Source organism: Hyalangium minutum (assembly GCF_000737315.1).
Classification (GTDB): domain Bacteria; phylum Myxococcota; class Myxococcia; order Myxococcales; family Myxococcaceae; genus Hyalangium; species Hyalangium minutum.
Genome location: NZ_JMCB01000006.1, coordinates 813,139 through 838,016 on the forward strand (window position 1 = coordinate 813,139; position 24,878 = coordinate 838,016).

Annotated in this window: 27 protein-coding genes; 15 read left to right on the forward strand and 12 right to left on the reverse strand. The window is 69.0% G+C overall.

From position 1 onward, the window contains the following. Positions 1 to 24: 24 nt before the first annotated feature. A complete protein-coding gene (locus DB31_RS18810; protein ID WP_169787071.1) occupies positions 25 to 1,626 on the reverse strand; it encodes a serine/threonine protein kinase in 1,602 nt (533 codons plus the stop codon). A 1,001-nt stretch (positions 1,627 to 2,627) separates the two neighbouring features. On the opposite strand from DB31_RS18810, the gene DB31_RS18815 reads away from it, so the two are divergent. The 7 genes from DB31_RS18815 to DB31_RS48895 all read left to right on the forward strand — a co-directional run bounded on the left by DB31_RS18815 (position 2,628) and on the right by DB31_RS48895 (position 7,294). Further along, positions 2,628 to 3,419, forward strand: coding sequence for a ParA family protein (locus tag DB31_RS18815; protein ID WP_044189476.1), 792 nt, complete (start codon positions 2,628 to 2,630; stop codon positions 3,417 to 3,419). A gap of 97 nt (positions 3,420 to 3,516) precedes the next feature. Continuing rightward, positions 3,517 to 4,410: a ParB/RepB/Spo0J family partition protein gene (locus DB31_RS18820; protein WP_205628535.1), complete on the forward strand. Its 894-nt coding sequence runs from the start codon at positions 3,517 to 3,519 to the stop codon at positions 4,408 to 4,410. 3 nt (positions 4,411 to 4,413) lie between these two features. Continuing rightward, entirely contained in the window at positions 4,414 to 4,860 is a 447-nt protein-coding gene (locus DB31_RS18825; RefSeq protein ID WP_044189481.1) for a bactofilin family protein, read from the forward strand. Further along, complete coding sequence (locus tag DB31_RS18830) at positions 4,860 to 5,423, forward strand: hypothetical protein (protein WP_044189484.1); 564 nt, start codon at positions 4,860 to 4,862, stop codon at positions 5,421 to 5,423. Before DB31_RS18825 ends, DB31_RS18830 begins: the two co-directional genes overlap by 1 nt. 148 nt (positions 5,424 to 5,571) lie before the next feature. Continuing rightward, a complete protein-coding gene (locus DB31_RS18835; protein ID WP_044189485.1) occupies positions 5,572 to 6,291 on the forward strand; it encodes a helix-turn-helix domain-containing protein in 720 nt (239 codons plus the stop codon). Beyond that, positions 6,288 to 6,863, forward strand: a complete 576-nt coding sequence (locus DB31_RS44900; protein ID WP_052420079.1) for a J domain-containing protein — start codon at positions 6,288 to 6,290, stop codon at positions 6,861 to 6,863. Before DB31_RS18835 ends, DB31_RS44900 begins: the two co-directional genes overlap by 4 nt. 290 nt (positions 6,864 to 7,153) lie before the next feature. Beyond that, positions 7,154 to 7,294, forward strand: coding sequence for a hypothetical protein (locus DB31_RS48895; RefSeq protein WP_157232053.1), 141 nt, complete (start codon positions 7,154 to 7,156; stop codon positions 7,292 to 7,294). Positions 7,295 to 7,333: 39 nt separating this feature from the next. Here DB31_RS48895 and DB31_RS18845 read toward each other — a convergent pair whose 3' ends face one another. From DB31_RS18845 to DB31_RS18860, 4 genes are all read right to left on the reverse strand, one after another. Continuing rightward, positions 7,334 to 8,080 carry a hypothetical protein gene (locus tag DB31_RS18845; protein WP_052420080.1) on the reverse strand — a complete coding sequence of 249 codons (747 nt, stop codon included), beginning with the start codon at positions 8,078 to 8,080 and terminating at the stop codon, positions 7,334 to 7,336. A 114-nt stretch (positions 8,081 to 8,194) separates the two neighbouring features. Continuing rightward, positions 8,195 to 9,205, reverse strand: coding sequence for an L-histidine N(alpha)-methyltransferase (egtD, locus tag DB31_RS18850; RefSeq protein WP_044190117.1), 1,011 nt, complete (start codon positions 9,203 to 9,205; stop codon positions 8,195 to 8,197). Then, on the reverse strand, positions 9,205 to 10,518 hold the full coding sequence (gene egtB, locus DB31_RS18855; protein ID WP_240486754.1) for an ergothioneine biosynthesis protein EgtB: 1,314 nt from the start codon (positions 10,516 to 10,518) through the stop codon (positions 9,205 to 9,207). The genes egtD and egtB overlap by 1 nt, the downstream gene beginning before the upstream one ends. Before the next feature lie 228 nt (positions 10,519 to 10,746). Next, a complete protein-coding gene (locus tag DB31_RS18860; RefSeq protein ID WP_044189488.1) occupies positions 10,747 to 11,400 on the reverse strand; it encodes an NADPH-dependent F420 reductase in 654 nt (217 codons plus the stop codon). 109 nt (positions 11,401 to 11,509) lie between these two features. Here DB31_RS18860 and DB31_RS18865 point away from each other — a divergent pair, with 109 nt between their 5' ends. Continuing rightward, positions 11,510 to 12,406, forward strand: coding sequence for a LysR family transcriptional regulator (locus DB31_RS18865; protein ID WP_044189489.1), 897 nt, complete (start codon positions 11,510 to 11,512; stop codon positions 12,404 to 12,406). 44 nt (positions 12,407 to 12,450) lie between these two features. Here DB31_RS18865 and DB31_RS18870 read toward each other — a convergent pair whose 3' ends face one another. Beyond that, positions 12,451 to 12,834, reverse strand: coding sequence for a hypothetical protein (locus DB31_RS18870; protein WP_044189491.1), 384 nt, complete (start codon positions 12,832 to 12,834; stop codon positions 12,451 to 12,453). A gap of 246 nt (positions 12,835 to 13,080) precedes the next feature. Here DB31_RS18870 and DB31_RS18875 point away from each other — a divergent pair, with 246 nt between their 5' ends. The 3 genes from DB31_RS18875 (at position 13,081) to DB31_RS18885 (ending at position 14,830) form a co-directional block, all read left to right on the forward strand. After that, positions 13,081 to 13,629: a hypothetical protein gene (locus DB31_RS18875; RefSeq protein WP_044189492.1), complete on the forward strand. Its 549-nt coding sequence runs from the start codon at positions 13,081 to 13,083 to the stop codon at positions 13,627 to 13,629. After that, entirely contained in the window at positions 13,626 to 14,222 is a 597-nt protein-coding gene (locus tag DB31_RS18880) for a hypothetical protein (protein ID WP_044189495.1), read from the forward strand. The genes DB31_RS18875 and DB31_RS18880 overlap by 4 nt, the downstream gene beginning before the upstream one ends. Positions 14,223 to 14,413: 191 nt before the next feature. Further along, positions 14,414 to 14,830 carry a helix-turn-helix domain-containing protein gene (locus DB31_RS18885; RefSeq protein WP_044189498.1) on the forward strand — a complete coding sequence of 139 codons (417 nt, stop codon included), beginning with the start codon at positions 14,414 to 14,416 and terminating at the stop codon, positions 14,828 to 14,830. A 10-nt stretch (positions 14,831 to 14,840) separates the two neighbouring features. On the opposite strand, the gene DB31_RS18890 is transcribed toward DB31_RS18885, so the two are convergent. Both DB31_RS18890 and DB31_RS44905 read right to left on the reverse strand, forming a co-directional pair. Next, entirely contained in the window at positions 14,841 to 15,737 is an 897-nt protein-coding gene (locus tag DB31_RS18890) for a DUF2381 family protein (RefSeq protein WP_044189501.1), read from the reverse strand. A 96-nt stretch (positions 15,738 to 15,833) separates the two neighbouring features. Further along, positions 15,834 to 17,813 carry a serine/threonine protein kinase gene (locus DB31_RS44905; protein ID WP_052420081.1) on the reverse strand — a complete coding sequence of 660 codons (1,980 nt, stop codon included), beginning with the start codon at positions 17,811 to 17,813 and terminating at the stop codon, positions 15,834 to 15,836. Between the two features lie 209 nt (positions 17,814 to 18,022). Between DB31_RS44905 and DB31_RS18900 the strand changes: the two genes are divergently transcribed. From DB31_RS18900 to DB31_RS18910, 3 genes are all read left to right on the forward strand, one after another. Beyond that, a complete protein-coding gene (locus tag DB31_RS18900; protein WP_240486755.1) occupies positions 18,023 to 18,508 on the forward strand; it encodes a cupin domain-containing protein in 486 nt (161 codons plus the stop codon). 294 nt (positions 18,509 to 18,802) lie between these two features. After that, the gene (locus DB31_RS18905) at positions 18,803 to 20,170 is read left to right on the forward strand and encodes an AHH domain-containing protein (protein WP_044189503.1); all 1,368 of its coding nucleotides are present in this window, start codon (positions 18,803 to 18,805) and stop codon (positions 20,168 to 20,170) included. Between the two features lie 9 nt (positions 20,171 to 20,179). Continuing rightward, on the forward strand, positions 20,180 to 20,743 hold the full coding sequence (locus DB31_RS18910; protein WP_044189506.1) for an imm11 family protein: 564 nt from the start codon (positions 20,180 to 20,182) through the stop codon (positions 20,741 to 20,743). Between the two features lie 300 nt (positions 20,744 to 21,043). Here the strand turns inward: DB31_RS18910 and fdhD are convergent, their stop codons facing one another. Genes fdhD through DB31_RS18925 form a run of 3 tightly spaced genes read right to left on the reverse strand, consistent with a single transcriptional unit; the run spans position 21,044 to position 23,677 of the window. Next, positions 21,044 to 21,922 (reverse strand): formate dehydrogenase accessory sulfurtransferase FdhD, encoded by an 879-nt coding sequence (gene fdhD, locus DB31_RS50520; RefSeq protein ID WP_044189508.1) that lies wholly within the window; start codon positions 21,920 to 21,922, stop codon positions 21,044 to 21,046. Next, on the reverse strand, positions 21,912 to 22,436 hold the full coding sequence (gene mobB, locus DB31_RS50525; RefSeq protein ID WP_044189511.1) for a molybdopterin-guanine dinucleotide biosynthesis protein B: 525 nt from the start codon (positions 22,434 to 22,436) through the stop codon (positions 21,912 to 21,914). The genes fdhD and mobB overlap by 11 nt, the downstream gene beginning before the upstream one ends. After that, positions 22,433 to 23,677 carry a molybdopterin molybdotransferase MoeA gene (locus tag DB31_RS18925; protein ID WP_044189512.1) on the reverse strand — a complete coding sequence of 415 codons (1,245 nt, stop codon included), beginning with the start codon at positions 23,675 to 23,677 and terminating at the stop codon, positions 22,433 to 22,435. Before DB31_RS18925 ends, mobB begins: the two co-directional genes overlap by 4 nt. 195 nt (positions 23,678 to 23,872) lie before the next feature. On the opposite strand from DB31_RS18925, the gene mobA reads away from it, so the two are divergent. Then, on the forward strand, positions 23,873 to 24,472 hold the full coding sequence (mobA, locus tag DB31_RS18930; RefSeq protein ID WP_044189514.1) for a molybdenum cofactor guanylyltransferase: 600 nt from the start codon (positions 23,873 to 23,875) through the stop codon (positions 24,470 to 24,472). Positions 24,473 to 24,478: 6 nt separating this feature from the next. Here the strand turns inward: mobA and DB31_RS18935 are convergent, their stop codons facing one another. Continuing rightward, entirely contained in the window at positions 24,479 to 24,844 is a 366-nt protein-coding gene (locus DB31_RS18935) for a response regulator (protein ID WP_044190126.1), read from the reverse strand. Positions 24,845 to 24,878 lie beyond the last annotated feature (34 nt).

A 24,878-nucleotide genomic window follows, 5' to 3' on the forward strand; every position in this document is an offset into this window, starting at 1 on the left:
GGGAGGGCCAGTTTTCAGCGCGGATCAGCGCGGCGAGTCGGCGATGTCCTGGAGCATGGAGGGCCGGGGCAGCGGGCACTCGGGGCCGTAGAGCTCGAGCGAGCGCAGGAGCCCCCAGCCTCCGTTCCAGTCGGTGCCCATGAAGCGGACGTAGCGCGCCACCCGCTGAGGGAACCACACGCGGCGGGGGACGTTGTTGTCCTGGGGCTCGTTGATCACCGAGTGCAGGGCGCTCCAGCGCACGCCGTCCAGGCTCGTCGTCACCGTGCTCTTCGCGCTTGGGCCGAAGCGGGTTTCCCAGGCCCAGTCCAGCACCATGCCGGTGAGGGTGTAGTCGCGGCTGAGATCCACCTGTACCCAGGCACCGGTCGACTGATTGCTTCGCCAGGCGGTGGCCCGGTTGCGGTCGAACGCGGCGCTGGCCCCCCCCGTCTCGTAGAAGCCCGAGGCGCTCGCGGAGGCATAACCGGCGAACTCGCAGTCCCGGGGCTGATGATCCGGTGCCCACTGCTCCTGGACCTGGAGGGACGGCTGCTCGGCGGAGGGGGTGTCCATCATGTCGGGCGGATGGAGGGAGCCGGAGCCGCGAGCCGGAAGAGGCTGGGGTGGGGGCAACAGGGTGGCGGGAGAGCGGGGGGGCGGCGTTGCCCACCTGCTCCTGGGGTGTTCTGGGGTGGAGTGCGCGGTGACGCGGCCTGTGGCGAAACCCGCGCCGAAGATCAGCAGCGCGGCGCCCGCGGCCAGGGCCACGCGCTTCAGGCGGCGTGCGTGAGGCCGGTGGGTTTGCTCGGGGGCCTCGAGGTCGCGCAGGGCGTTGGGGGCGGAGGCGAAGCGCAGCGCCGGATCCACGGAGGTGAGCCGCGCGAGGAATTCGCGGAACGGGGGGGTGACATCCACGCTCGCGGCGAGCTTCTCGGAGGAGGTCAGCTTCTGCTGCTTCCACGCCGGATCCCACGAGAGAGCATCCACCAGGGTGACGCCGAGGCCGAAGAGATCCGTGGCGGCGTCCAGCTCACCGTGGGTCTGGTCGGGGGGCGTGTAGCGGGAGGCCTCGGAGCTGGCGCCGCCGCGCACCCAGGCCGCGCCGAAGTCGACGAGGAACAGGGCGCCATCCGCGCGGCGGATGAGGTTGGCGGGCTTGAGGTCTCCATGGAACACCCGCGGGGAGCGGCTCTGCAGGTAGCGGAGGATGTCGAGCACCTGGCGGGCGAGCTCGCGGGCCTCGAGCTCGGTGGAGTGGCGGCCGGCGAGCTCGGTCTCCAGCGGGGTGCCTTCGATGAACTCCTGAACGAGGTAGAGCCGGGTGCCGGATCCGAGGCCGAGCTGGAGCAGGTCCAGGTAGCGGGGGATGCGTGGATGGGTGAGGCCCTGGAGCTGGCGCGCTTCCTGGTGGAAGGCTTGGAGGGTGGTGGCGGAGGGTTCGGTGGAGAAGGACAGCTCCTTGAGGACGACGAGCCCCTCTGCATCATCGGCGAGATAGGTGCGGGCAGCGCCGCGCTGGCCGAGGACCTGGCGCACGCGGTAGGGCCCGACTCTCACGGCCACGCCGCAGTGGGTGCAGCGCTCGCCGGTCGCGGCGCTCGAGCACCCGGGGCAGCTTCCCGCGGGTGGAAGAGGACCAATCATCGAGCTTCTTCCTGTGCCAGCCGGCATGAACGGTCTCCTACCGCGTTCGACGCGGCATTGTCCGCTGGGATGCGGCTGCGGACAAGGCTGCGAGGGTTGCGAGTCTCTCGATGAGCGGGGGCGCGGTGGCGGGGTTCGCGGATCCGGTGGACAGGGATGCGGGCGCTTCAGGCACGGGCTCACGGCTCGAGTGACGCAGGTTCGTGGATCCACGGTGCGGGTGACACGGGTCGCGGGTCCCTCGTCTCGGCGCGGGTCCCCCCGTCAGCGGACGGGTCCTCCCGCGCCGGCCGTCCCGCTCTCCCCATGGGGTCCGGTTCGTGGCCCGCGGATCCACCTACGGGGGACTGGGGACTCGGGTGTGGAGTGACAGCACGCATATGGCAGCCGCTGTCCATGCACCCCTGTTCCACGTGGAACTGCGGGAGCTCACCCCACGGCCCACGGACTCAGGGGCCCACCTTCATACATAGGAATGAAGGTTCCACGTGGAACAGCCTGCCCCGCTCTGGGACTGGCACCGGCGCCTCCATGCATCCAATCCCCATCATCAAGGTTCCACGTGGAACACCCACGGTCGGGAAGCCGGAGACCTTCAGGCCTCGCCCCCATAGGCATCCGCATGGGGCGCGGACTCAGTGCCCAGGCTCCATCTCTTCCGGTGTTCCACGTGGAACGTCCAGGCCCCGGATGCGTCCTGTTCGAGTCCGGTACCGGGACCTCTTCAGGGATCCTTGTTCCACGTGGAACGTCCCCTCCCCGGACCCGCTCAGGGCCGCCAGAGAGGACCTCCGGCGTGCCGCTCCGGCCCCCCTCCGAGGTCATCCGAGAGGTCACCGAGCAGGCCCAAATTGGCACTAGATCGGGTGACCGTTTGGTGGCTCAATGCCCCCGCACTTTCGTGCACCGGGCGACTCCCTCACGCGCCGCCCCGATGCCCGAAAGCGTCTCGGAACGCAACGCGCACCCCGGACTCCGGGGACGGAATGAGGATGGGCCACGTGGGTCGAATCATCTGCATCTCCAACCAGAAGGGTGGCGTCGGAAAGACGACCACCGCCATCAACCTCGCCGCCAGCCTGGCCTCGGCGGAGCGCCGCACGCTCCTGGTCGACATGGATCCGCAAGGCAACGCCGGCAGTGGACTCGGTCTCAAGCGCGACCAGCTCAACGGCACCATCTATGAGGCCCTCCTCAATGGCCGCCCCATGAAGGAGCTCATTCACTCCACCGAGCTCCGCTACCTCCACGTCGTCCCCGCCACCCCAGACCTCACCGGCGCCGAAGTGGAGCTCGTCAGCCACGAGCGCCGCGAGTTCCGTCTCCGCGAGGCCCTCCGTCCGCTGGCCAAGGAGTACGACTACATCCTCATCGACTGCCCCCCGTCGCTGGGCCTGCTCACGCTCAACTCGCTGGTGGCCGCCGACTCCGTCCTCATCCCCCTGCAGTGCGAGTACTACGCGCTCGAGGGTCTCTCTCAGCTCACCCACACCGTGGACCTGGTGCGCCAGGAGCTGAACCCCTCGCTCAAGATGGAGGGCATCCTCCTCACCATGTTCGATGGGCGCGCCAACATCGCCAACCAGGTGGTCGATGAAGTGCGCGGCTACTTCAAGGACAAGGTCTTCGGCGTGGTGGTGCCGCGCAACGTGCGCCTCGCCGAGTGCCCCTCGTTCGGCAAGCCCATCATCCTCTATGACATCAAGTCCAAGGGCTGCGAGAGCTACCTGGCTCTCGGCCGAGAGATCATGAACCGCGAGGGCAGGAAGCCGCCCGCCCGCAAGGTCGCTTGATTCGCTTCCCCCTTCCCAAGGACCCTCAACCTTCCCCTCCACGCTCCCCGGGGCGTGAGGACCTGGCGCCTGGACGCCACCGTGGAGAGAAGACGTGCTGAACGCTGCCGATAAACAGAAGCGGGCACTGGGCCGAGGGCTCTCGGCCCTCATCCCGCAAGCCGCACCCGTGGCCGCCGTCCCTAATAAGGTGGCGGCCGAGTCGCCGCGCAACGGCGTGCTCAAGCTGCCCATCGAGTCCATCCACCGCGACAGTGCGCAGCCGCGCCATCACTTCGATGAGGCCAAGCTCTCGGAGCTCACCGAGTCCATCAAGGCTCAGGGCGTGCTGCAGCCGGTGCTCGTCCGCAAGGATGGCGATGGCTACAAGCTCATCGCCGGTGAGCGGCGCTGGCGCGCGGCTCAGGCCGCCGGGCTGAAGGAAGTGCCCGCGCTGGTGCGCGAGGTGACCGAGGCCCAGGCCTTCGAGCTGGCGCTGGTGGAGAACCTCCAGCGCGCGGACCTCAACCCCATCGAAGAGGCCGAGGGCTACCAGCGCCTGCAGGACGAGTTCAAGCTCACCCAGGAGCAGATCAGCCAGCGCGTGGGCAAGGAGCGCTCCACGGTGGCCAACGCCCTGCGGCTCCTGGCCCTGCCCAAGGATGTGAAGGAGATGGTGGCCGAGGGCTCCTTGAGCATGGGCCATGCGCGCGCGCTGCTCGGCGTGCCTCGGCTGCCCGAGCTTCAGGCGCTGGCGGCGAAGGTCGCCGAGCAGAAGCTCTCCGTTCGCGACACTGAGAAGTTGGTGCAGCAGCGCCGTGCACCTAAGAAGGAAGCAGGTCGTCCACCCAAGCAGAGCGCGCAGGCCAAGGCGCTCATCGAAGAGCTTCAGCGCCGGTTGGGAACAAAAGTGCGTCTATCGGAGAGGTCCCCAGGAAAAGGAACTTTGGAAGTGGACTTCTTCTCGTACGATGACCTGGATCGGTTGTTGAAGCTTCTCAGGAAGGAGTAGCGCGTGGCGCTCCTTGGCGGGAAAAAAGACGAAGCACCCAGCACTACCACCAGCAAGCCACTGTTCAAGCGGGAGGAGGATTTCGTGTCGACGCGTCCAGGCGACATTCACACGCTGCTCGGCAAGGGGAGCGAGTTCACCGGAAAGCTCACCTTCGAAGGTCAGGTGCGCATCGACGGTAAGTTCAATGGGGAGATCTCCACCAAGGACACCATCGTCATCGGCGATGGTGCACGTGTGGAGGCCACCATCACCGCGGGCACCGTCATCATCCACGGCACCGTGGTGGGCAACGTCACGGCCGCCCAGATCATCGAGCTCAAGCAACCGGGCCGCGTGAAGGGCGACCTCACCACTCCGGCGCTCACCATCGAGCGCGGTGCCTCCTATGACGGCACCTGCAAGATGGAGGGTGGCCGGCCGCCTGCTCCGGGTGGCGACAAGAAGTAGTGTTCCACGCTCCCCACACCGTGCTCCGGGCGTCGCTGCTGGCGCTTGCTCTGCTGGCCGCTGGCTGCCCGGAGAAGAAGGAGACGCCCGCTCCCTCACCCGGGAGCGGAGCCTCCGGGGGATTCCCTGAACGTTCGACGCCTCTCCGGGCGGGGGTGAAGGTGCCCCTGCCGCAGGGCTGGTCCGCGCTCGTGGCGGCGGACTCCAGCTTCCAAGCAGGGCCTCCTGACCACCCAGTGCTCCGCGTGGATTTCCGCCGGGGCGAGGGTGATCATCTGCCCTCGGTCGAGGCGCTCACCCGCTCGATCCGCGAGCAGTTCTCCGAGTTCCAGGTGTCGTTGGACCAGGAGGAGGGCGACGAGAACGTCACCCTGGTTCGCATCACCCTGGCCCCCAAGCTGACGGATGGAGGGCTCGGGCCTCACGGACCTGCGCTGATTGGCGCGCGGCGTGTCGGAGAGGATCTGTTCCTCTGTGCCACGCTGCCGGGCGCCACGGGCGAAGAGGTCCGCTTGGCCACCGAGGCCTGCCGCGACATCCAGGTCCAAGCCGCGCCGCGCTGATCAGCGCCAGGTGCCGCCGCATCGCCCATCATCACGCACTGCCACGTCGCAGGACTGGAGGCGCGTTGCGCTTCGTGTTGCCAGAGGCAACAGGAATGGCAACTGCTGATCGTCTTGCGCGTTGTCTTTGGCGCGTTACGTTGGCGCCATGAAGGAAATCATTCCCTTCCACCAACGGCTCCAAGAACGCCTGGCCGCCCTCCAACCGCCCCGGAATCAGGCGTGGCTGGCGGAGATGGCGGGAGTGGAGCGGTCGACCATCTTCCGCCTGCTCAAGGGAGAGCGCCACCCCCGTCTGGAGCTCTTGCAGCGGCTCGCGCCGGCCCTGGGGCTCTCCGTGGACGAGCTCGTCCAGGGAACGGACGCCGAGGAGCGGGTCGCCACCGCGAGCCAGCTCATCAATCGGGAGGTCTACGACGCTGCCGTCAAGCAGCTCGCGGACTACGAGGGAAGGCTGAATGACCTGGAGGCGAAGCTGCGCGTCTCGGAGGCTTCTCTCCGTGAGGAGGAGCAGCAGCGCAGGAAGGACAGCCTTGCGCTCACGCAGGCGCGAATCGATCTGGAGCGGAGCGAGCGCGCCCTGGCGGCCACCAAGGCGCGAAACCGGCAGTTGGAGGAAGAGCTCCATCGGCACCGTGGAGCCCTCCATCAGGCCGTGGGTCGGATCTCCGTGCTCCAGGCGAAGCTCTCCCAGATGGCGAAGGCGCTGGAGGAGACCAGCGCCACGTCACGGACCGCGGCTCTCTTTGCCGGAATCGCCGCACTGACAGGAGTCGTCACCGCCGCAACCTTCCTCGGCGGGGAGAAGTCGCCCGAAGGCGACGAAGCTGAGCAGGGGAAGGCCACCAGCAAGAGGAACAGGAAATGAACCACTACCAGGTGCTCGGCGTGGAGGAGACGGCCTCTCAAGAGACGATCAAGTCAGCGCGCCTCAAGAAGGCGAAGGAGTTCCATCCGGACACCCACCCGGGGGATCCGGCTCTGGAGGAGAAGATGAAGCGGATCAACGAGGCCTACGAAGTCCTCGGCGATGAGGAGCGCCGGAAGAAGTACGACGCGAAGCTCGCCAAGGAGCGCGCGGTGAAGAAAGAGAGCGCAGTGCCAAAGCCGACGGGGAATCCGGCAACGGCTTCGTGGGAGCAGGTCCGGAAGTCCTGGCAGGCTCAGGCCGCTCGAAGCCCGAAGCCAACTCAGCCCCCGGTGGCTGCGCAGGGTGGACCTGTCTGGCGGAAGCCCCTTGTCGTGCCTGCCATGGTGGCGCGTCCCGCCACGAAGGCCCGCTCCTCCGACAGCGGGTGGGACTTGGACACTCTCCTCAAGGTGCTCGGCACTGCTGGGGCTGCCTTCCTCACGTACAAGGTGATCCGGAACTCGGGGAGCCGCTGGGATCCCACAGTGCAGAGGCGGCGCGGGCCCGATGGCCGGTTCCGCTCTTCTTGAGGGGATCGGTTGCCTGCCCAGCGGCCAGAGGGGCTCGCCCCTCATTCGTACGAGGGTTCGTCGCTACCGCGCCTGAACCCCCGCGTGGGTGGAACCTCACACCGGCGACCAGTGTCCCACCTGATGACAGGACCTTGAAGCGCGTTACGATGAACACACGCGAGGCCTTCACACAGTGGGGCTTCACGTTTGCGAAGCGAATTCATAACCTAGCGCTTACGTCCAAGTACTGGACTGCCGTGGTGGGCATCCCTCCCAGGTGCCCACACTTCCATGAAGGAGTGAAAGCAATGGCTCTCCCCGAGTTGCTCTCCCCCGCAATCAGCATCGCAGGGGTGCTCCTGATTGGACTGATCACCGCAGCGCTCGCGGGCCGTCAGGCCCGCCCGCAGCCGGTGCCCGTCCGCCGCAACCCGCCGCGCCGCCGCTAAGCCCGATTCGCGGCTCGAGCAGTCGCTGAGGGCCGCGCTTCAGTGCGAGTGAGCGCGCGCCAGGCGCTGAGCGGTGCGGAAGAGCTGAGAGCAGGAGTAGTCCAGAGGCGCCTCTTGGTTCTGGAGAGCATGGCGGGCCCGGAGGAAGGGCAGCCAGGCCCTGTAACCGACGATGACAGCGGCCTCTTCCAACTTCTTGCGCGGCACCCAGCGGCCGCCGAGTCCGTCCACCAAGTAGCGGCCGAGGAAGGCTCCCAGGGCGGGGACGAGCGTCTCTCGCTGTGCATGGGTCAGGCGCTTGCCCCAATGCATGTGCCACAGGTGCCAGTCGAGGTGAGGCAGGGCCTCCAGCGTGCCCTTCATGACCTGGGGCACCTCCTTTTCGAACAGGGCGACGAGCTGCTCGGCGTAGAGCCCCTCGTAGGTGTCGATGGCGGCCTGGACGCTGTCCACATCCGGCGCAGGAGCCTGGGCGGTGGGTAACCATTCCGAGACGGGAGGAGGGTGGTAGCGGTTGAGGCGCTCGACGAGGGCGCGATTGCCGCACCCGCCCTCAAACTCGGCCTCCATGCGGAGGATGTCGGCGACGTCGGGGTCGAACTCCAGGGGGATGGGAGAGAACTCGAGCGAGCGCTGGCGCAGGGTGGCCAGGGTGGATTCCAGGGAGAGCTCGGGGCGCAGGTGGACGAGGGCGCGGGCCTGAGCGAGGCGGGACTCCTCGGAGTCGAAGTCCGCGGGCGTGGGGCGAGTGAGCCAGAGGACGGCGCCGTGGGGCAGCTCCTCCATGAGGGCTGCAGCGAGGCCAGCAGGGCCAAGAGCACCCAAGCGCACAGGCGTGGCATGCGTGGAGCCTGTCATCGCCCCTGGGTGGGAGGAAGGACCTCTTGGCTCTCGCGGCCCTCAGCGCTTGAAGGAGAGCGAGAGCGCGAAGTCCTCCGCCGCGTCCGTCCACCATGAGGAGAGCTGGAGCCCCGCAGCGGCCAGCTCCGCCTCCACCTGCTCTGGACGGAACTTGCAGCTCACCTCCGTGCGCAGCACCTCGCCCTCCTCGAAGTGCGCGAAGCGCTCGAGCGCCGGCAGCCGCACCACCTGCTCCCGCAGCGAGATGAGCCGCATCTCGATCCAGCTGTGCTCCTCGTCGAAGGGTGCCAGGTGCGCGAAGGCTTCCACGTCGAAGTCCGCCCCCAGCTCGCGGTTCAGCACCCGCAGCACGTTGCGGTTGAACTCGGCCGTCACCCCCGCCCGGTCGTTGTAGGCCGCGAAGAGGCGATCCCTGCACTTGATCAGGTCCGTGCCCAGCAGCAGCCCGTCGCCTGGCTCCAAGCCCTCGGCCACCTCGCGGAAGAAGTGTGCGCGCTGCTCCGGCTTGAAGTTGCCGATGGTGCCCCCCAGGAAGGCCACCAGCCTTCGCCCTCCGCGCGGAAGGCGTCCCAGGTGGCGCTCGAAGTCTCCCACCACCGCGTGCACGGACACTCGCGGGTACTGCCGCGCGAGCCGCTCCGCCGCGCTCCGCAGGAAGGCCTCGCTCACGTCGAACGGCACGAAGCGCCGCAGCTGCCCCGCCTCCTGGAACGCGTCCAGCAACAGCCGTGTCTTCTCGCTCGTGCCGCTGCCGAGCTCGATGAGCGTGTCCGCGCCGCTCACCCGGGCGATCTCCGCCGCGCGCGCCTCGAGGATCTCCCGCTCGCGCCGCGTGGGGTAGTACTCGGGCAGCCGGGTGATGTCGTCGAAGAGCTGGCTGCCGCGCTCGTCATAGAGCCACTTCGGCGACAGCTCCTTGGGGCGCCCGCACAGCCCCGCCTCCGCTTCCTCGCAGAGCGCTCGCCGCGCGTCTCCCGGACGCACGTGCACGTCCACGGTGACCGGCTGCTGCCGCGTGACTCCTGTCCTCTGCTCCCTCCACAGGTAGATCAATTCGCGTCCCTCGCACAGCGGAAGCCGGCGAAGATCTGCCGGCGGATCGGGTAGTCCCAGTTGCGGAAACTGTTGCGCACGGCCACCGGGGCGCTCGCCCACGCGCCGCCTCGCAGCACCTTGTAGTCACTGCCGAAAAACACCTCCGAGTACTCGCGGTAGGGGAAGGCTCGGAAGCCCGCGTAGCCGCCGAAGTCGCTCGCCGTCCATTCCCACACGTCCCCGAGCAGCCCCCACACGCCGTCCGCACTCCGGCCCTCGGGGAATGCACCCACCGGCGCTGGGCCCCAGGTGTCTCCGCCCAGGTTCGCGTGCGCCGCCGTGGGCGCCGTGTGGCCCCAGGGGTGCTCGCGCGGCGTGCCGTCGCTGCCCACCGCGGCCTTCTCCCACTCGGCCTCCGTGGGCAGGCGCTTGCCGGCCCAGCGCGCGTACGCGTCCGCCTCGTACCAGCTCACGTGCTGCACGGGCTCGTCCTTGGGCAGCGCCTCCACCCAGCCGAAGCGCCGCCGCAGCCACACGTGCTGGCCCTGCGGCAGCCAGAAGAGGGGATGCGCCAGCCTCTCGGCCTGCACGTACGCCCAGCCCTTCGGGTGCCACCACCGCGGATCCTCGTAGCCGCCCGCCTCCACGAACACGAGGTAGTCCCCGTTCGTCACCGGGTGCGCATCGAGAAAGAACGGCGCCACGTCCACCGTGTGCACGGGGCGCTCGTTGTCGTACGCCCAGGCCCCGTCACTGCCCAGGCTCACCGGTCCGCCCGAGATCAGCACCTCGTGCTGCGGCACGGCACCGGGGCGGGGACGCTCGCGCGCGGCCGGGCGGTACTCGAACGTCGTCATCAGCTGCAGCGTGGCGGCGAGCGTCTCCGCGTGCTGCTGCTCGTGCTGCGCCACCATGCCGAACACGAAGCCGTCTCTCAGCAGCGGCTCGGGCGAGTCCTCCGGCACCGTGTCCAGGTGCTCGCGCACGGCCTCGCGCACGCGCGCGGCGTACGCGAAGGCTTCAGCGGGAGCCAGCAATGGCAGCTGGGAGCGGGTGCGGCGCGGGTGCTGGAAGGCGTCGTAGATGGCGTCGAAGGACGGATCCGTGAGGGCCTTGCCTCCGAGCGAACGCAGCAGCCACTGCTCCTCGTAGTTGGCCACGTGCGCCACGTCCCAGACGAGCGGCGACATCAGCGGCGAGTGCTGACGCACCAGCTCCGGCTCCGGCAAGCCGGCCAGCATGCCCAGCGTCCGGGCCCGCGCGGTCTCCAGCTCCCGCAGGGCACGAGCCTTCCACGGGCCTCCTGTGACATGCCTCGCTCTCGCCACGCTGCCGCCGCCTGACATAGCCCCTCCCAAGTTAGGGAGGCCGATCCGGATTGGCAGCGCCTCGGACTGCTGGGCTGCCCTGTGCCGGATACTTCCTTCGGCTTCGCCCCGAGGGGCGCTCCGAGGCCTCCTGCCCTCTTGCGTTGCTTCCGCCAGAGAGAACCTGTCAGGGAGGAGGTTTGAATGCAAACGATTAGACGGGGGAGACGGGCGTCTTCCCGGGACCGCTCACTCCTTGACGATCTTCACGTTGAAGTACGGCGTCTTCAGCGCGCCCCACAGGCGCAGCCACAGGGGCAGATAGGACTCCGTGCCGCGCGCGGTGGTGATGTCGCCCAGGTCCACCAGCTCCTTCCAGCCGAACTGCGTCTTGAGGAACTCGCCCACTTTGGCCTTGGCCGCCGTGTCGTTGCCGCTGATGAACATCACATGGTCCCCCCCGCCAATCCTCCCGGGGTTCACCATGATCTCCGCCGTCACCGTGTTCAGCGTCTTGATGACGTGGGTCTCCGGGAACGCCGCCTGGAGGCGCTCGCCCAGCGAGTCCGTGTTCCCCGCGAACAGCGTGGGCGGCATGCCCTTGGAGAAGTCCAGCGGGTTGGAGATGTCGATGAGGATCTTCCCCTTGAGGCTGCCCGCCCCGGCCGCGTTCAGCGCGTCCAGCGCTCCCGCGCCCGAGGTGCAGTTGAAGATCAGCTCGCCGAACCCCGCCGCGTCCGCGAACGTGCCCTGAGAGGCCTTGGCGCCCGCCTTCTTCGCCCACGCCACCGCCTTCTCGTTGTTCGCCGTGCGCGAGCCCATCTTCACCTCGTGGCCCAGCGCCACGAGCTTGGTGCCAATCGTCGCGCCCACCATGCCGGTACCGAAGACTCCGATCTTCATCGCGTGCTCCTCCGTGAATGCGTGCGAGGAGAAAAGTACCGGAGCACCCCCAGGTTGAGAATCACCCGCCCGCTCAACCTTCCGTCAACTTCCGGTTAACAATGCAGGCATGGACCTGTTCTCCGGAGTGCTCCCTTTCCTCCACACCGCGGAGGAGCGCAGCTTCCGCAAAGCCGCCGCGCAGCTCGGGGTGACGACGGCCGCCGTCAGCAAGGCCGTGGCCCGGCTCGAGGCGGACCTAGGCATCACCTTGCTCCACCGCACCTCGCGCCACGTCTCCCTCACCCCCGAGGGCGCCACCTTCTTGGAGCACTGCCGCGAGGCGGTGACGCGGCTGCAGGCCGGGCGCGAGCTGCTCGCCCAGGCCCAGAAGGTCGCCGAGGGCGAGCTCAAGGTCTCCATGCCCCTCATCCTCGGCCGCGTGGTGGTGCCCGAGCTGGGGCGCCTGTCCGCCCGCCACCCGCGCCTGTCCTTCAACCTGTCGCTCACGGATCGCTTCTCGCGCTTGGCCGAGGAGAGTGTGGATGTCGCAGTCCGCATCGGCGAGCTGGAGGACTCGAGCCTCGTCTCGCGCACCCTGCGCGTGCCGCAGTGGGTGACGGTGGCCTCGCCCGCGTACCTCGGCCGCAGCGGCACGCCCCGTCATTACAAGGAGCTGGAGCGCCACGCGTGTCTGAAGTTCGTCACGCCCGCGGGCATCTCGCGCGAGTGGGAGTTCCGCGATCGCCGCGAGGCCCGCCCCCGCACGGTGCGGACGCCGGACTCGTTCCGAATCGATCACGGAGAGCTGTTGGTGGAGGCCGCCGTGTCGGGGCTCGGCATCTGCCAGGCCTTCGACTTCATGGTGACCGAGCACCTGCGCGCCGGGCGGCTCGTGGAGGTGCTGGCGCCCTACGCCGCGGAGGGTCCGCCCATCCGCGCCCTGTGCCTGCCCCGGCGCCAGTCCACGCCGCGCGTCCGGGTGTTCCTCGACTTCCTTCAGCAGGTGCTGCGGCGCGAGCGCTGAGCCCCGCCGGCCCGGGGTTCTCGCGCCCGAGCGGAGGCGGTGGGCTACGGGGCGCCGCAGGCGAGCCACTCGCTCAACTTGCGCCGGTCCTCCACCGACGGCTTCTCCCCATCCGGAGGCATGCTCTCGTTGGTGACGGTGGCGCTGGCGCCCGACTGCTTGTCGATCTCTTTGGCCTCGGCGTGGATCCCCTCCATGGTGTTGAAGTTCAGATCGCCCGGAGCGCCATGGCGCTCCGAGCCCGAGAGCGCCGAGTTGTGACAACGCGTGCAGTACACGCTCATGAAGCTCTGGCCGAAGTTCTGGTAGCTGAGCGAGGTGCCGCTCGTGGGGCACTTGGTCTGGGTGTCTTCTCCGCCCCCGCACGCGGAGAGCAGCAGGGAGGCGCCCGCGAAGGCGCCGAGCAGGGATTTGAGCCAAGGGGACATGAGTTCTCCTGAACAGGGCCCGAGGAAGCAGGCAAGGCCCCGCTCTGCCTTAACGAGGGGCGGTCCCGAGCACCAGGGTCCCAAGGGAGGAGGGGATGTCTCCCTGCTCACTCGAAGAGCGAGGGCCCTCGCCTCCCGCCCGCCCCGTCTCCCCTCCGTCCGTTGGATGACAACTCTTCTCCCAGGTGCCTCGTGGCGAGGCCCCTCCGCGCGATCAGCGCTGGAGCCACACGAGGAGGCATCAACATGGCCTGGTCGAAGACACCCTGGGCAGCATGGAACGGCCTGGGCTTCGGTCTGGTCGCGGGCGCCGTGTTCGCCGTGGCCGAGTGCCTCGCCTCCCTGGTGGGCGGGCAGGGCCTCATGGCGCCGGTGCGCTACGCGGCCAGCGTCCTGCTGGGAGTCCGTGCGCTTACCGAGGGCCCACTCGGGCTCATGCTCGCCGCCGGGCTCGCCGTGCACTTCGGACTGTCGGCCCTCTTCGGCCTGGCCTACGCGCTGATCGACGCGCGCCTGTCTCCCGAGCTGCGGCCCAAGGTGTCGCACCAGACCGCGGTGGGCATGCTGTTCGCGCTCGGAGTCTGGGGGGTGACGTTCCAGTTCGTCGCCCGCGGCTACTACCCGTGGTTCCTGGAGAACACGCCCCAGTTCTTCCAGCTGCTGCTGCACGCGCTCTTCTTCGGCGCTCCACTGGGGCTGCTCTTCGCCGCCGCCGAGCGCCGCCGCGTGGCCATCGCCCTGTTCGAGCAGGCCGCGCAGCAAGAGCACTCATCCGAGGGGAGGAGAGGGACATGAAGCGATTCGCGAAGTGGGTGGGTGGTGTCTGGCTGGCCGCGAGCGCGGTGGCGTGCGCCGGAGCGAACCGGGAAGTCCCGCTGTTGGACGAGCACCCCGTGAGCGCCAGCGCGGGGCAGGGGGGCGGCGCGGAGATCGACACGGGCGAGTGGGCTTGGATGAACGAGACGCGCAAGAGCGCCCAGGCCCGGCACAAGCTCTATGAGCAGGTGAGCGAGGAGCTCGGCCTGGATGAGCGGGACTCCGCCGTGCACCGCAGGGCTCCCGGCCGGAAGGGGGGCGGGGTGGGGGGAAGCGGAATGGCCGGTGGGGAGCGCCGGAGCTGTGCCGAAGTGCTCGCCGCCGGGGAGCCCGCCGCCCTGGTGTCCGGCACGCTGGACTTCGCGCAGGACGGGCTGCTCACCGTGAATGTGCCCGGCCAGGGGCCCATGAAGCTGCGCACCGATGCGAGCACGTGCGCCGTCCAGGCCCGGCACGCGCTGGCTCCCGAGTCCCTGCTCGAGGGCGGCGAGGTGCGTGTCTCCTATATTCTGGAGGACGGACTGCCCACGGCTCGGGTCATCCGCGCCGAGCCCCTGCGCTTCACCCACTGAAGCAGGGATTCCGGGAGGTGCTGCCAGCCCCGGGGCTGGTGCCCCTCCGCCCTCCAGGCCGTCTGAATCCAGGCCCTCGAACAAACGTTTGAGGTATGATGAAAGGACATCACCCTGAGGGTTACCTGGAGGGCGACCTGGGTGGGGCCGTGTGCCCCCTGGACCCGACTGCAATGGCGAAATTCGAAACCATGGAAAAGCCGCTGGCGAGCATCCTCGGCCTGGCCGTGCGCACTGCCCGCTTGCGCGCGGGATTGACCCAGGAGGACGTGGCCGAGCGCATTGGCATGGCCTCGGAGGTGTACGGGCGCATGGAGCGCGGGCAGATGCTGCCACGTGTGGAGAACCTGCGGCGGCTGTGCCTGGTGCTCAACGTGCCGCCCCACGAGCTGCTCGGCCTGGACTCCGCCGACTTCCGGGGCGTCTTCCCCGTGGAGGAGGTGAAGCCCCGCTCGGATGACTCCGCCGACATGCGCCGCCTGCTGCGGCGGCTGCGCAAGCTCAGCGCCACCCAGGTGAAGCTGCTCAGCCAAATCTCCGGCGCGATGATGGCCCGGGGCCGCAACACCCGGAACCGCCGGCGCCTGTCCCTGCTCGAGCCCGAGTGAGGGCCGTGGCTCAGCGCAGATTCAAGCCGGAGAGGGTGAAGGTGCGCACCTTGTCCTCATCCCACACCTGCAGGCTGTAGGTGCCCGGAAGGTTTTCATCTGGGCGGGTCACCTCCACCCAGATGGAGCCGTTCTTCCGGGGGGGGATGGGTTTGGGCAGCACCACATCGAGCGGCTCCAGTGGCTGGCCGGACGCGCCGGTGACGGCGGCGCTTGCCAGCCGCAAGGGCCTCGAGGGGTCGTTGTTCATGACATTCGCCTCCAGCACGAGCCGGTTCTTGGCCACGTAGAGCCGCAGCCGCTTCACCTGGAGCGCGGCCCCCGAAGCCAGAACGGGAGGCGGGAAGTCGAGAGGACGGGGGGGGAGGGTGTGGTCCTCAAACGCCCCGTCCGCCAGCAACCGCGCGAGCCCGCCGAGAGCGGGGGGAGGCTGCCCCTGGAGGCAGCTCTGCAGCTCTTCCTCCTTGCGCGCAATCTCGGCCTGACAGGACTCCGAGCTGCGGGGCGCACGGAAGATATCCACCTGGCGATCGGCCTCGTCCCGGTAGACGACGAGGATGAAGGAGGCGCTCGCCGGAGCTGCGGTCCCCGTGAAGCGCACCGTCAGCTGGAGCCGCTCGCCCGGGGCCAGCTTCTCCGAGGGCATCAAGAGCATGGAGCGGTTCATGGCCTCCACGCGCTCGAAGCGAGGGCGGCCCTCCAGTTCCACCTTGGGGGCCAGCTCCCGGTCGAAGAGCAGCGAGGTGACCAGCCCCGGGCTGATGCAAATCTCGGGGGGAGGCGCCGCGCCTTCCTTCAGCTCGATGCGGCGTCTTCCTGTCTGGCAGGGGGAGGGCTGGGCCCAGACGGTGGAGGCTGTCCCGAGCAGGAGGAGCGCCAGGAGGAGGGCAGGGGGGGAGGGGGACATGCGGCGGTGACTCCGGTTCAGCGCTGGGGCGGACGTCCGCCTCTAGCATGCCTCTCGGAGCCTGCCGGGCGACAGGCCACTTTGCGCGGGAGTCCTTCAGGGCCTCGAAGGAGGGTAGTGGTGGCCGTAGTAGACCCAGGCGTAGATGTTGACCTTCATCGCCCCGGGCCGCGAGTCCGGCGTGAAGGGGAGGCCATCGTTGGCGGTGTCTTCCTGGACGAGGACGCCACAGAAGGGCAGCCGGCGGCCATCGGGCAGCACCGCCTCGGTGAAGCGGACGTAGAACCGGTCGCGGATGAAGCCCTGGCCCACGAACCGCGTATCGTCGGGGTAGCTGCGGCCAGGCTTTCGGGCGTCCCAGACGTAGACTTCGCGCGGGCCCTCGGCCACCGCCATGGTGAGCGTGGGCAAGTCGTCGAATGTCAGGAGGACGCGGGCGCGGTCAGCCCAGGGATCCCCCCAGAGCATCTCCTTCATGCTGGCCACGGCCTCGGGAGAGCACTTCGGGAGCGGAGGAGGCCCCAGGCGGACTGCGGCGTCCGTGCTGGCACAGCCCACCGCCACGGTGCAGGCGGCCACGGCCCCAGCCAAGGCGCGGGACTCCCACAGGCGCGAGAACCAGGGTTTGTCCAGGGGAGGAGGGAGGGGAGCGGGGGAGGGGTCGGGAAAGAAGCGCCTCATGGGTAGACCTTTCTTGGGTCGGGGAGGGGTGGGCTCCACGGCCTCCGCCGGGGGCCTCGCGCTGGGCCGGGCGTGGAGGGGAACTCGGAGAGGCCCATCCTCCAGGCGGGAGGCCGGGGGAGGCAGGGCCAGCAGCTGGCACAGCCACTCGGAGGAGGGCGCAAGGTCCATCGAGGCCCCGGTGTCTTGTCTCCCGGTGCCGGGCAGGCCGGCCCGCCACACGCCCGCGGCCAGCACCGTGAGCAGCACCCCGGTGGACAGCGCGGCCCGCCACGGGCGGCGCCGGTGCCACGAGGGACCCGGAGAGGCCCGTTCTATGGGGCCGGTGGGGATGGACTCCCCCCTGGGGGAGGTGGTCCCAGGTGAGGAGTGTGCTCCCCCCCCATCCTCCTTCCCCAAGAGGGGCCTCTCCGGGTCTTTCTGGCTGGACATGACGGCCGGTCCCCCGGTGCCCTCTGTCGTCGCGGCATGCGCGCCGGGCGAGAGTGGCACCTCCAAGAAGGAGGGGGCGTCATGCAGCAGCGCCTGTAACAAATCGTGGAGCGCCTGGCCGCTCGCGGGCCGCTGCTCGGGGTCCTTCGCCAGCAGCCGCAGCACCAGCGCTCCGAGCGCGGGCGGCACCTGGGGGTTGAGCACGGCGGGCGAGGCAGGCATCTCCTTTTCGATGAGCGAGGTGAGCACCTCCCGCGGCAGGGTGGGGGGGAAGGGCGGCACGCTGGTGAGCACCTCGTAGAGCGTGGCGCCCAGCGCGTAGAGGTCATCCGTGGGGCGGAACGGGTAGCGCGCGGTGGGGTCCGCGTAGCGCTCGCGGTGGAAGCGCAGGGCCTCGGGGGTGCGCAGGTGCGGGGTGCCCGGGGGCAGCGGGCCCTCGGTGAGCTGCGAGTCCGAGCCCACGTGCTCGCTGGCGCCAAAGTCCACCAGCACCGGCTCTCCGTCCCGGGCGCGCACCAGGATGTTGGAGCCCTTCAAGTCCCGGTGGTGGATGGACTGCGCGTGCAGCGCGTCCAGGGTGAGCGCCAGCGTGGCGAACACGCGAATCACCTCGCGCAGCGGGGGGCGCGACTGCTTCACCCAGTCGGTGAGGGTGGGGCCCTCCACCAGGTCCATGACGACGTAGTGGAAGCCGGTGCGAGGGTGCGGCCAGCGGCCGTGGGCCCACACCTTCACCACGTTGGGGTGGGTGACGAGCAGCAGGCAGGCCAGCTCTCGCTGGGCGCGGGCATCCGTGCGGTTGGCGTCGTCGCTGTCGGGGCCGTGCACGGCGAACTTGAGGGCAAACAGCTCCCCGTCCCGCTCCACGCGGAACACCGCTCCGAAGCCCCCGGCCCCCAGCCGGGCTTGGATGCGGAAGTCGCCCACCATCATGTCCGGCATCAGCTGGAAGGGGTGCTGCATCACGCGTGCTCCAGAGACATCCCGGGTGGAGTCGGCCCGTTGCGTCTCCGCTGGCCGTACCTGACAAAGGGGGCCATGTGACCCGTTAGGAGGGGTTGTATGAGTATGACCTGCAAGGCAGGTTGGTTCAAGCAAGAAGGACCTAGCAGGTTGAGCCCCCGCCACGGGCGAGCAGCGGGGAGGGGCGGCGCGCGCTAGGGTGTGCGCCCATGTCCATGTCCAAGGTCGACGAGCTGGTGCGAGCGCTGGGGCTCGAGCCCCATCTGGAGGGCGGTTACTTTCGGGAGACGTACCGCGCGAAGGCGCAGGTGGAGACGCCGCGAGGGGTGCGCTCGGCGGGCACGTCCATCTACTACCTGCTGCGGCGAGGGGAGTTCGCGGCGTGGCACCAGGTGGCCTCGGACGAGGTGTGGCACTTCTACGACGGGGCTCCGCTCACGCTGTACCTGCTGAGCGAGCAGGGGCTGGAAGAGGTGACGCTCGGGCGGGAGGTGAGCCAGGGCGAGCGGCTGCAGGTGGTGGTCCCGGCCGGGGTGCTGCAGGCGGCGGTGCCGCGCGGGGACTACACGCTGGCGGGCTGCACCGTGGCGCCGGGCTTCGACTTCGCGGACTGGGAGCTGCCGACGCGGGACACGCTGGTGGCGCGCTACCCGGAGCATGCCGAGCTGGTCCGCCAGCTCACCCGTCCGGGCTGAGCGACGGGGCGGGTCGAGGCCCCGCATATAATGTTGCGGGGCGCCGGGGATGGGGTGTGTGAGTGTGGGCTAGCGAGGGTTCAGGTGTTCCTGACGTCGCCCACAAGCGCAGGCGCGAAGGCGATGAGGATGAGGGTCCTCTGCTGGGGCATCGCTTGCACCCCGTGACGACGATATGGAGGGCGATACCCTGTTCGAGCAACGCGTCGGTGCTACACGGTGCTAGGCGAACAGTCACTTTCTCCGCAGGGCAGCCCCCTAACCTTCTCCCCTCCTCGCATGAAGGAGTGACACATGGGGCTGAGGCGAATTCCCTGGAGAAGGATGAGCGCACTTGTCGTCGCGTTCCTCGTGGGATGCAGCAGCATCCCACGGGTCCCCCACGTGGAGGACACCGGCCAAGGCCAAGCCGTCGTCCACATTCCCCGCACGGTGGACCTGCAACTCGTCGTGGTGAAACCAGAGGAGTTCCAGCAGGCCATGAGGCGACTGGCGCGCGAGGTGCGACTGTCAGGCACCCCGCGTCAGACGGTGGAGAAGATGTTTCAGATGGACCCGCAGTTCGGCAACTACCTCTACCTGCGGGCGGACAAGAAGTTGGTGCCGCTGGGTTCGGGCGAACCCTGGGACGGCACGTTGACGCAAGACGATCTGGAGACGGCCGAGCGCTACCGGGTCTGGTGCCAGCGCGTTTACAACGTCTACGGGGACTGTCTCGGGGGCGCGTTGGTGGGTGGGCGCTACCTGGACATGCACGGCCGCTACATCTGGGCGCTGGCGCTGAGCAAGAGCCCGGTGATCGACGAGATGAAGAAGGCGCTGGGGGAGATGGTGGAAGTCCGCGCGCTCATCAACACGGTCTTGTGGACGTTGGGTTCCATGCTGCTGATCCTGGCGCTCAACCCCGTAGCTCCGGCGCTGGTGGCGGTGGTTGGCCTGGGGCTGATTCTGTACGTGGGTTACGACACGCTCCGCAACCTTGTCACCGGCTGGATCCAATTGATGGAAGAGGTGAAGGTGGCCACCACCTTCGAGCAGATCCGCGATGCGGGCGAGCGCTTCGGGAAGCTTCTCGGGCGAGAGGCAGCGCGCGCATTCGCCATGCTCCTGATGGCGGCCATTGGCTCGACGGCGAAGCTGTTCGCGGCCAAGGTGCCGACGCTGCCCGGCTCGGCGCAGGTGGCCGTGCAGGCCGATGGCACGGCAAAAATCTCGCTGTCCGCGTTGGGCTCAGTGGAGGAGATCGCGCTGACGGCGGAGGGCGTGAGCGTGACGGTGGCAGCCACCGCGATGACGATGGGGGCCAGTGGCAGTGGCAGCACAGGCCCCTGCATCGAGACGCACCACATCGCCACCATCTGCAACGACACGTCCACCGCGCGCGGGGGCCCGTGGACACCGAGGTTCCGGGAGCTCTTCACCAAGGCGGGAATGTCGATGGAGGATCCGGCGAACAAGATGCCTCTGCCGGGGCACAAAGGACCGCACCCCGAGCGGTATCACCAGATCGTCATGGACGAACTTGCCGGTGCAACGGAGACCTGTCCCAGCGTCGTGGAATGCCGGGAGGCGTTGGCTGGCGCACTCCGGAAACTGGCCAAGCAGATCGCCACCCCGGGAACAGAACTGAACCAACTCGTCACCCGAGCCACGCCACGATAAACGGAGTCCATGTCCCAGCGTTTCTTCAGACTCGCCGACGATGTCAACGTCCCGCACCGCTGGCATCTAGCAATGCCCAGGGACCGACAGAGCCTCAAAGTGGATGACGGGCAGTTCAGGCTTGGCTTCCCCGTCCTCTTCAAGGAGCGATTGAGAATCCCCGTCGAGACTGCGGGCACACCGCTGGACTTCACAGAGGCGGGCATCATGATCCCGGTGGTTCATGTCCGGGTCGCGTCCATGTTCGCAGAGCTGGCCCCAGATGATGTGCAACTGATCCCCGTGGACGTGGAGGGCCAGCCGGATCAGTACCTCATCCTTGTGGCCACACGCCGCATCCACTGTATCGACGAAAAGGCATCCCGGATCGAACTCTGGACGCATGAGGACGGAGTGCCTCACAAGGTCGGTCAGTATTTCTCCGTGCGCGACCTGCGCATCGACAAGTCCAAGGTGGGGAGCGCCCAGGTGCTTCGGTGCGAGGGGTGGACGGGCCCGCTGATCGTCTCCGGGGAGATCAAGGACGCCTTGGATCGCATAGGGGCCACAGGCACGAGGTTCGAGGAGGTCTAGTCCGGTCTTCTGCGTCAGGGTTCTGGCGGCTCCGCGCGCTGGTGCACGGTGATCTGGGCGCTGCCTTGGACGGCAGGGGGAGTGCTGGCTCGGCTGGCGGCGGTGGGCGTCTTCTTGGGCGTGCTTCGGGCCATGCTGATGCTGCGCGACCGGCGCCTCGACAACCCCTGCCGCACCTGTCCGTATGGGAGCAAGCCGTTCTGTGGCCATTACCTGCCGGCCTACGAGCCGGAAATGTCGGGACTTTTGGCGTTCAAAACCCCCGACATTTCCGAACAGGCGGAGGCGGGTCCGGTCCCTTTAGGGGCGCCGCAGCCGCTCCGGATGTGTGTAGACGTTGAAGCGCCCGCCGCGCACGAACGTGGCGAGCGTCACTCTGGAGCGCTCCGCGAGATCAATGGCGAGCGAGCTCGCCGCGGACACACTGGCCACCACGGGAATGCGAGCAACGGCCGCCTTCTGGACGATCTCGAAGCTCGCGCGGCCGCTCACCACGAGGACAGTGGGCGGGTGTTCGGGCGGAGGTGCCGGGAGGCTCGGTGAGGCACGAGAGGAACGCACCGCCCCACTGAGCACCAGCGTGCCCACCACCTTGTCCACCGCGTTGTGCCGGCCCACGTCCTCGGCCGAAGCGAGCAGCTCCCCGCTCGCGTCCAGCACAGCCGCCGCGTGAACGCCGCCCGTGCGCGCGAAGTTGCGCTGGAGATCTCTCAAGCGATCGGTGGCGCGGCCCACCACCTTCGGCGCGAGCGCGGGTCCAGGCGGCACCGGTGAGCACACCGCCATCAGGTCATCCACGCTCCGCCGTCCGCAGACGCCGCAGGCCGCCGTGGTCAGCGTTCCCCGGCGGGAGGAGTTCACTCGCTCCACTTCGAGCACCAGCCCGGGAGCGGGCGTCACCTCGATGATGTTGCCCCAGCCCTCCTCACCTGGACGCCCGCAGTACGTCACACCGCCCAGGTCCTCCACGGAGCGGAGGATGCCCTCGGAGAACAGGAAGCCCACGGCGAGCTCCCGGTCCTGACCCGGGGTGCGCATGGTGATGGCCACCGTGTCGCCGCTGACGCGGATCTCCAGCGGCTCCTCTACGGCGACCGAGTCCTCCTCGGGTGCGGCGGCCTCTGCCTCCGAGAACCGCACCACCGTCCGCCGCGTGACGCCCTTCTCCTCACGGCTCATGGGCCCGCTCCCGCGCCAGGTGCGTGATGAACTCGGCGATGTTCCGCAGTTCCTCAGTCCCGAAGCGCCGCAGCCCTTCCGGAGCGTCTTCCGGCAAGCGCGGTGCATCCGTCACCACCGCGAGCACATCCGAGCGCATCGCCGCCAGCAGTGACCCCAGGCCTTCGCGCCACACCTCCAACTTGGGCAGAGGGCCTTCCTTCCAGCCCTCCACCAGCACCAGGTCCACTGCGTCCGCGAAGCGCCCGAGCAGGGGCAGCAGCGCCTTCGCGGGCTCGTCCTTCACCGTGAGCTGCACACCCGCCGGTGTGGCGAAGCCCACCAGGGCTGCCCCGCTGTGCTCGAAGCGGGCCGTGTCACTGCCCGGCCGATGCAGCGGATGCGGATCCGACGAGTGCTTCACCACACCCACGCGCAGACCCTGAGCCCGCAGCTCGGGCACGAGCCGCTCCACCAGCGTCGTCTTCCCCGCGCCGGACCAGCCGATGACGCTCAGCGCGGGAGGCGCCTTCATCCTTCCACCGCCACGTACCGAGGCCGGTCGAACAGCTCCATCTCCACCTCATCGCCCTCGGAGAAGTCGGCGCGGCCGGGAGGCAGAACCACGAGCCCTTCCGCGTCCACGTTCTGGAAAATCTGTCCCGAGCCCTGCGGCCGCATCTGGGCCCAGGGCCGTCCGCCGTCCTCGCGGTGCTCCACCGTGGCGGTGATGAGGTACGCCAGGCCCGCCTGCTTGTGCCGGGCCTCCGAGAGCCGTGCACGCAGCCGCCGTCGCTCCTCATGCACGCCCTGGAAGCGCAGCAGCAGCGGACGGCCAAACTGATCAAACGCGGTGGTGGCCGCACCGGGATTGCCGGGAAGCACCACCACCGCCAGCGCTCCCAGCCGAGCGACCGCCACGGGCTTGCCGGGCTTGAAGGCCACCCCATCCACGAGGAACTGGGCGCCCAGCCCGGAGAGCACGCGCTTGACGTGGTCCTTGTCTCCCACGGAGGCGCCGCCCGTGGTGATGAGCACATCCACCCGCTGTGACAGCGCCGACAGGGTGGTGCGCAGCTCCGCCTCGTCATCGCGGGAGCGCTCGGTGGCGACCACCTCGGCACCGGCCTCGCGGGCCAGCGCGGCGATGAGGTGGAGGTTGCTCTCGTAGACCTGATGCGGCAGCGCGGGCAGGCCCGGAGGGACCAGCTCATCTCCCGTCGCGAGCACGGCCACCCGAGGCGCTCGGCGCACGAGCGCGGTGGTGGCCCCCATGGACGCGAGCACGCCCAGCACATGCGCATCCACGCGCTGTCCGGCGGCGAAGAGGGGCGTGCCCTCGAGAACTTCCTCACCCGTGAGCCGGATGTCCTTGCCAGGCGAGACGGTGATGAAGAGAGAGACCCAGCCATCCCCCTCGGCCCGGGCGGCCTCCTGGCGGACGACGGCATCCGCGCCCGCAGGGATGGGCGCCCCGGTGAAGATGCGCGCGGCCTCTCCCGGCTGGAGAGCGCGAGAGGGCAGGGTCCCGGCATACACGGTGTCGACGATGCGCAGGCGCGCGGGGCGATCCCGCGTGGCGCCGAGGGTTTCCTCCGCGCGCACGGCCCACCCATCCATGGCGGAGGTGTCGCACCCAGGCAGTGAGCGCGCGGCCTGTACCGCCGCCGCGAGGAAGCGGCCATGGGCCAGGAGCAAGGGCAGAGGCTCGGGCGGCACCGGGGTGACGGCACCGAGTGCGGCTTGCCGCGCTGGGATGAGAGGAGTGAGCGCCATGGAAGTCCCGCTGAAGCCCCCAGCCTCTCCCAAAACCCCAGAGGGAGAAACTTCCACGAGCACCCCTGCGTCGGGTGGACAACCCGGTTCTCCACAGCCGGTGCGTGGCGGAGAGGCCCGGAGTACGGCAGGGACCCGCGCCTCCTCTGGTAGCCTGAGCCCCCGCCGCGTACCCCGCGTGGCGCTGGCGGACCCATGGCGCTCTTCCCAGACGTGACGCTGGCGGTGGTGGCGGGAGGCCAGGGCCGGAGGCTCTCAGGCGTGCCCAAGGGGCTGCTGCGCGTTGGGGACAGGACGGTGCTGGACCGGCTGCTCACGCTGGCGCCCCTGTTCGCGGAGGTGCTGCTGGTCGCGAACGTGCCCGAGCCCTATGCCCGCTTCGGGCTGCGCACCGTCCCGGACGCCGTGCCGGGCAAGGGGGCTCCAGGCGGAGTCCACGCGGCGCTCGCGGCAGCGAGAACAGAGTGGGTGCTGGCGGTGGCGTGCGACATGCCCTTCGTGAGCCCCGAGGCCGTGCGCGTGCTCCTGGAGGCCCGAGCCCCCGAAGCCGGCGCCGTCTGCTTCACCGTGGAAGGCCGCGTGGAGCCACTGCTCGCCGTCTACCGAAGCTCTCTCGCGGACCCATGGGGTGAGCACCTTCAGCAAGGAGACCCGTCGCTGCGAGAGCTCCTCTCCCACGCCCGCGCGAGGCTGTTGCCGGAGGAGGCGCTCCGGGCGGTGGACGCGGAGCTGCGCTCCCTGGTGAACGTGAACACACCCGAGGACCTGCTCCGCCACGGCCTCACGCGGCCCTGAGCCCGCTCAGCGGCAGTGCAGGTTCACGGTGGAGAAGAGCTCGCTGATCTCGAACGGCTTCTTGAGGATGCCCTGGGTGCCCGGCAGCGGCGCCCGCCCGCTGGCCGTGACGATGATGATGGGGATGTCGCTCTGCGCCGGGTCCTGGCGCACGTGCCGCAGGAAGTCCTCGCCGTTCATCACCGGCATCATCAAGTCCAACAGGACCAGACACGGCGGCCCTATCTGGCTCAGTACCTCGAGCCCCTCTTGTCCGTTGGAGGCGACGGCGACCTCGAAGCCCTCTCCCTCGAGGAGCTCCGCCATGGCCGCACGAATGTCCTCGTCATCCTCGACGATCAGGACGCTGCCTCTCTGTCGAGTCGTGCTCACCAGGAGGATTGTAGGCAAGCCCGTGCCAGGAGAC

Coding starts and splice junctions, on each gene's coding strand:
- DB31_RS18810 (WP_169787071.1), bottom strand. CDS start 1,626: ATGATTGGTCCTCTTCCACCCGCGGGAAGCTGCCCCGGGTGCTCGAGC.
- DB31_RS18835 (WP_044189485.1), top strand. CDS start 5,572: ATGAAGGAAATCATTCCCTTCCACCAACGGCTCCAAGAACGCCTGGCC.
- DB31_RS44900 (WP_052420079.1), top strand. CDS start 6,288: ATGAACCACTACCAGGTGCTCGGCGTGGAGGAGACGGCCTCTCAAGAG.
- DB31_RS48895 (WP_157232053.1), top strand. CDS start 7,154: ATGGCTCTCCCCGAGTTGCTCTCCCCCGCAATCAGCATCGCAGGGGTG.
- DB31_RS18845 (WP_052420080.1), bottom strand. CDS start 8,080: ATGGAGGAGCTGCCCCACGGCGCCGTCCTCTGGCTCACTCGCCCCACG.
- DB31_RS18860 (WP_044189488.1), bottom strand. CDS start 11,400: ATGAAGATCGGAGTCTTCGGTACCGGCATGGTGGGCGCGACGATTGGC.
- DB31_RS18865 (WP_044189489.1), top strand. CDS start 11,510: ATGGACCTGTTCTCCGGAGTGCTCCCTTTCCTCCACACCGCGGAGGAG.
- DB31_RS18870 (WP_044189491.1), bottom strand. CDS start 12,834: ATGTCCCCTTGGCTCAAATCCCTGCTCGGCGCCTTCGCGGGCGCCTCC.
- DB31_RS18875 (WP_044189492.1), top strand. CDS start 13,081: ATGGCCTGGTCGAAGACACCCTGGGCAGCATGGAACGGCCTGGGCTTC.
- DB31_RS18880 (WP_044189495.1), top strand. CDS start 13,626: ATGAAGCGATTCGCGAAGTGGGTGGGTGGTGTCTGGCTGGCCGCGAGC.
- DB31_RS18885 (WP_044189498.1), top strand. CDS start 14,414: ATGGAAAAGCCGCTGGCGAGCATCCTCGGCCTGGCCGTGCGCACTGCC.
- DB31_RS18890 (WP_044189501.1), bottom strand. CDS start 15,737: ATGTCCCCCTCCCCCCCTGCCCTCCTCCTGGCGCTCCTCCTGCTCGGG.
- DB31_RS44905 (WP_052420081.1), bottom strand. CDS start 17,813: ATGCAGCACCCCTTCCAGCTGATGCCGGACATGATGGTGGGCGACTTC.
- DB31_RS18900 (WP_240486755.1), top strand. CDS start 18,023: ATGTCCATGTCCAAGGTCGACGAGCTGGTGCGAGCGCTGGGGCTCGAG.
- DB31_RS18905 (WP_044189503.1), top strand. CDS start 18,803: ATGGGGCTGAGGCGAATTCCCTGGAGAAGGATGAGCGCACTTGTCGTC.
- DB31_RS18910 (WP_044189506.1), top strand. CDS start 20,180: ATGTCCCAGCGTTTCTTCAGACTCGCCGACGATGTCAACGTCCCGCAC.
- fdhD (WP_044189508.1), bottom strand. CDS start 21,922: ATGAGCCGTGAGGAGAAGGGCGTCACGCGGCGGACGGTGGTGCGGTTC.
- mobB (WP_044189511.1), bottom strand. CDS start 22,436: ATGAAGGCGCCTCCCGCGCTGAGCGTCATCGGCTGGTCCGGCGCGGGG.
- DB31_RS18925 (WP_044189512.1), bottom strand. CDS start 23,677: ATGGCGCTCACTCCTCTCATCCCAGCGCGGCAAGCCGCACTCGGTGCC.
- mobA (WP_044189514.1), top strand. CDS start 23,873: ATGGCGCTCTTCCCAGACGTGACGCTGGCGGTGGTGGCGGGAGGCCAG.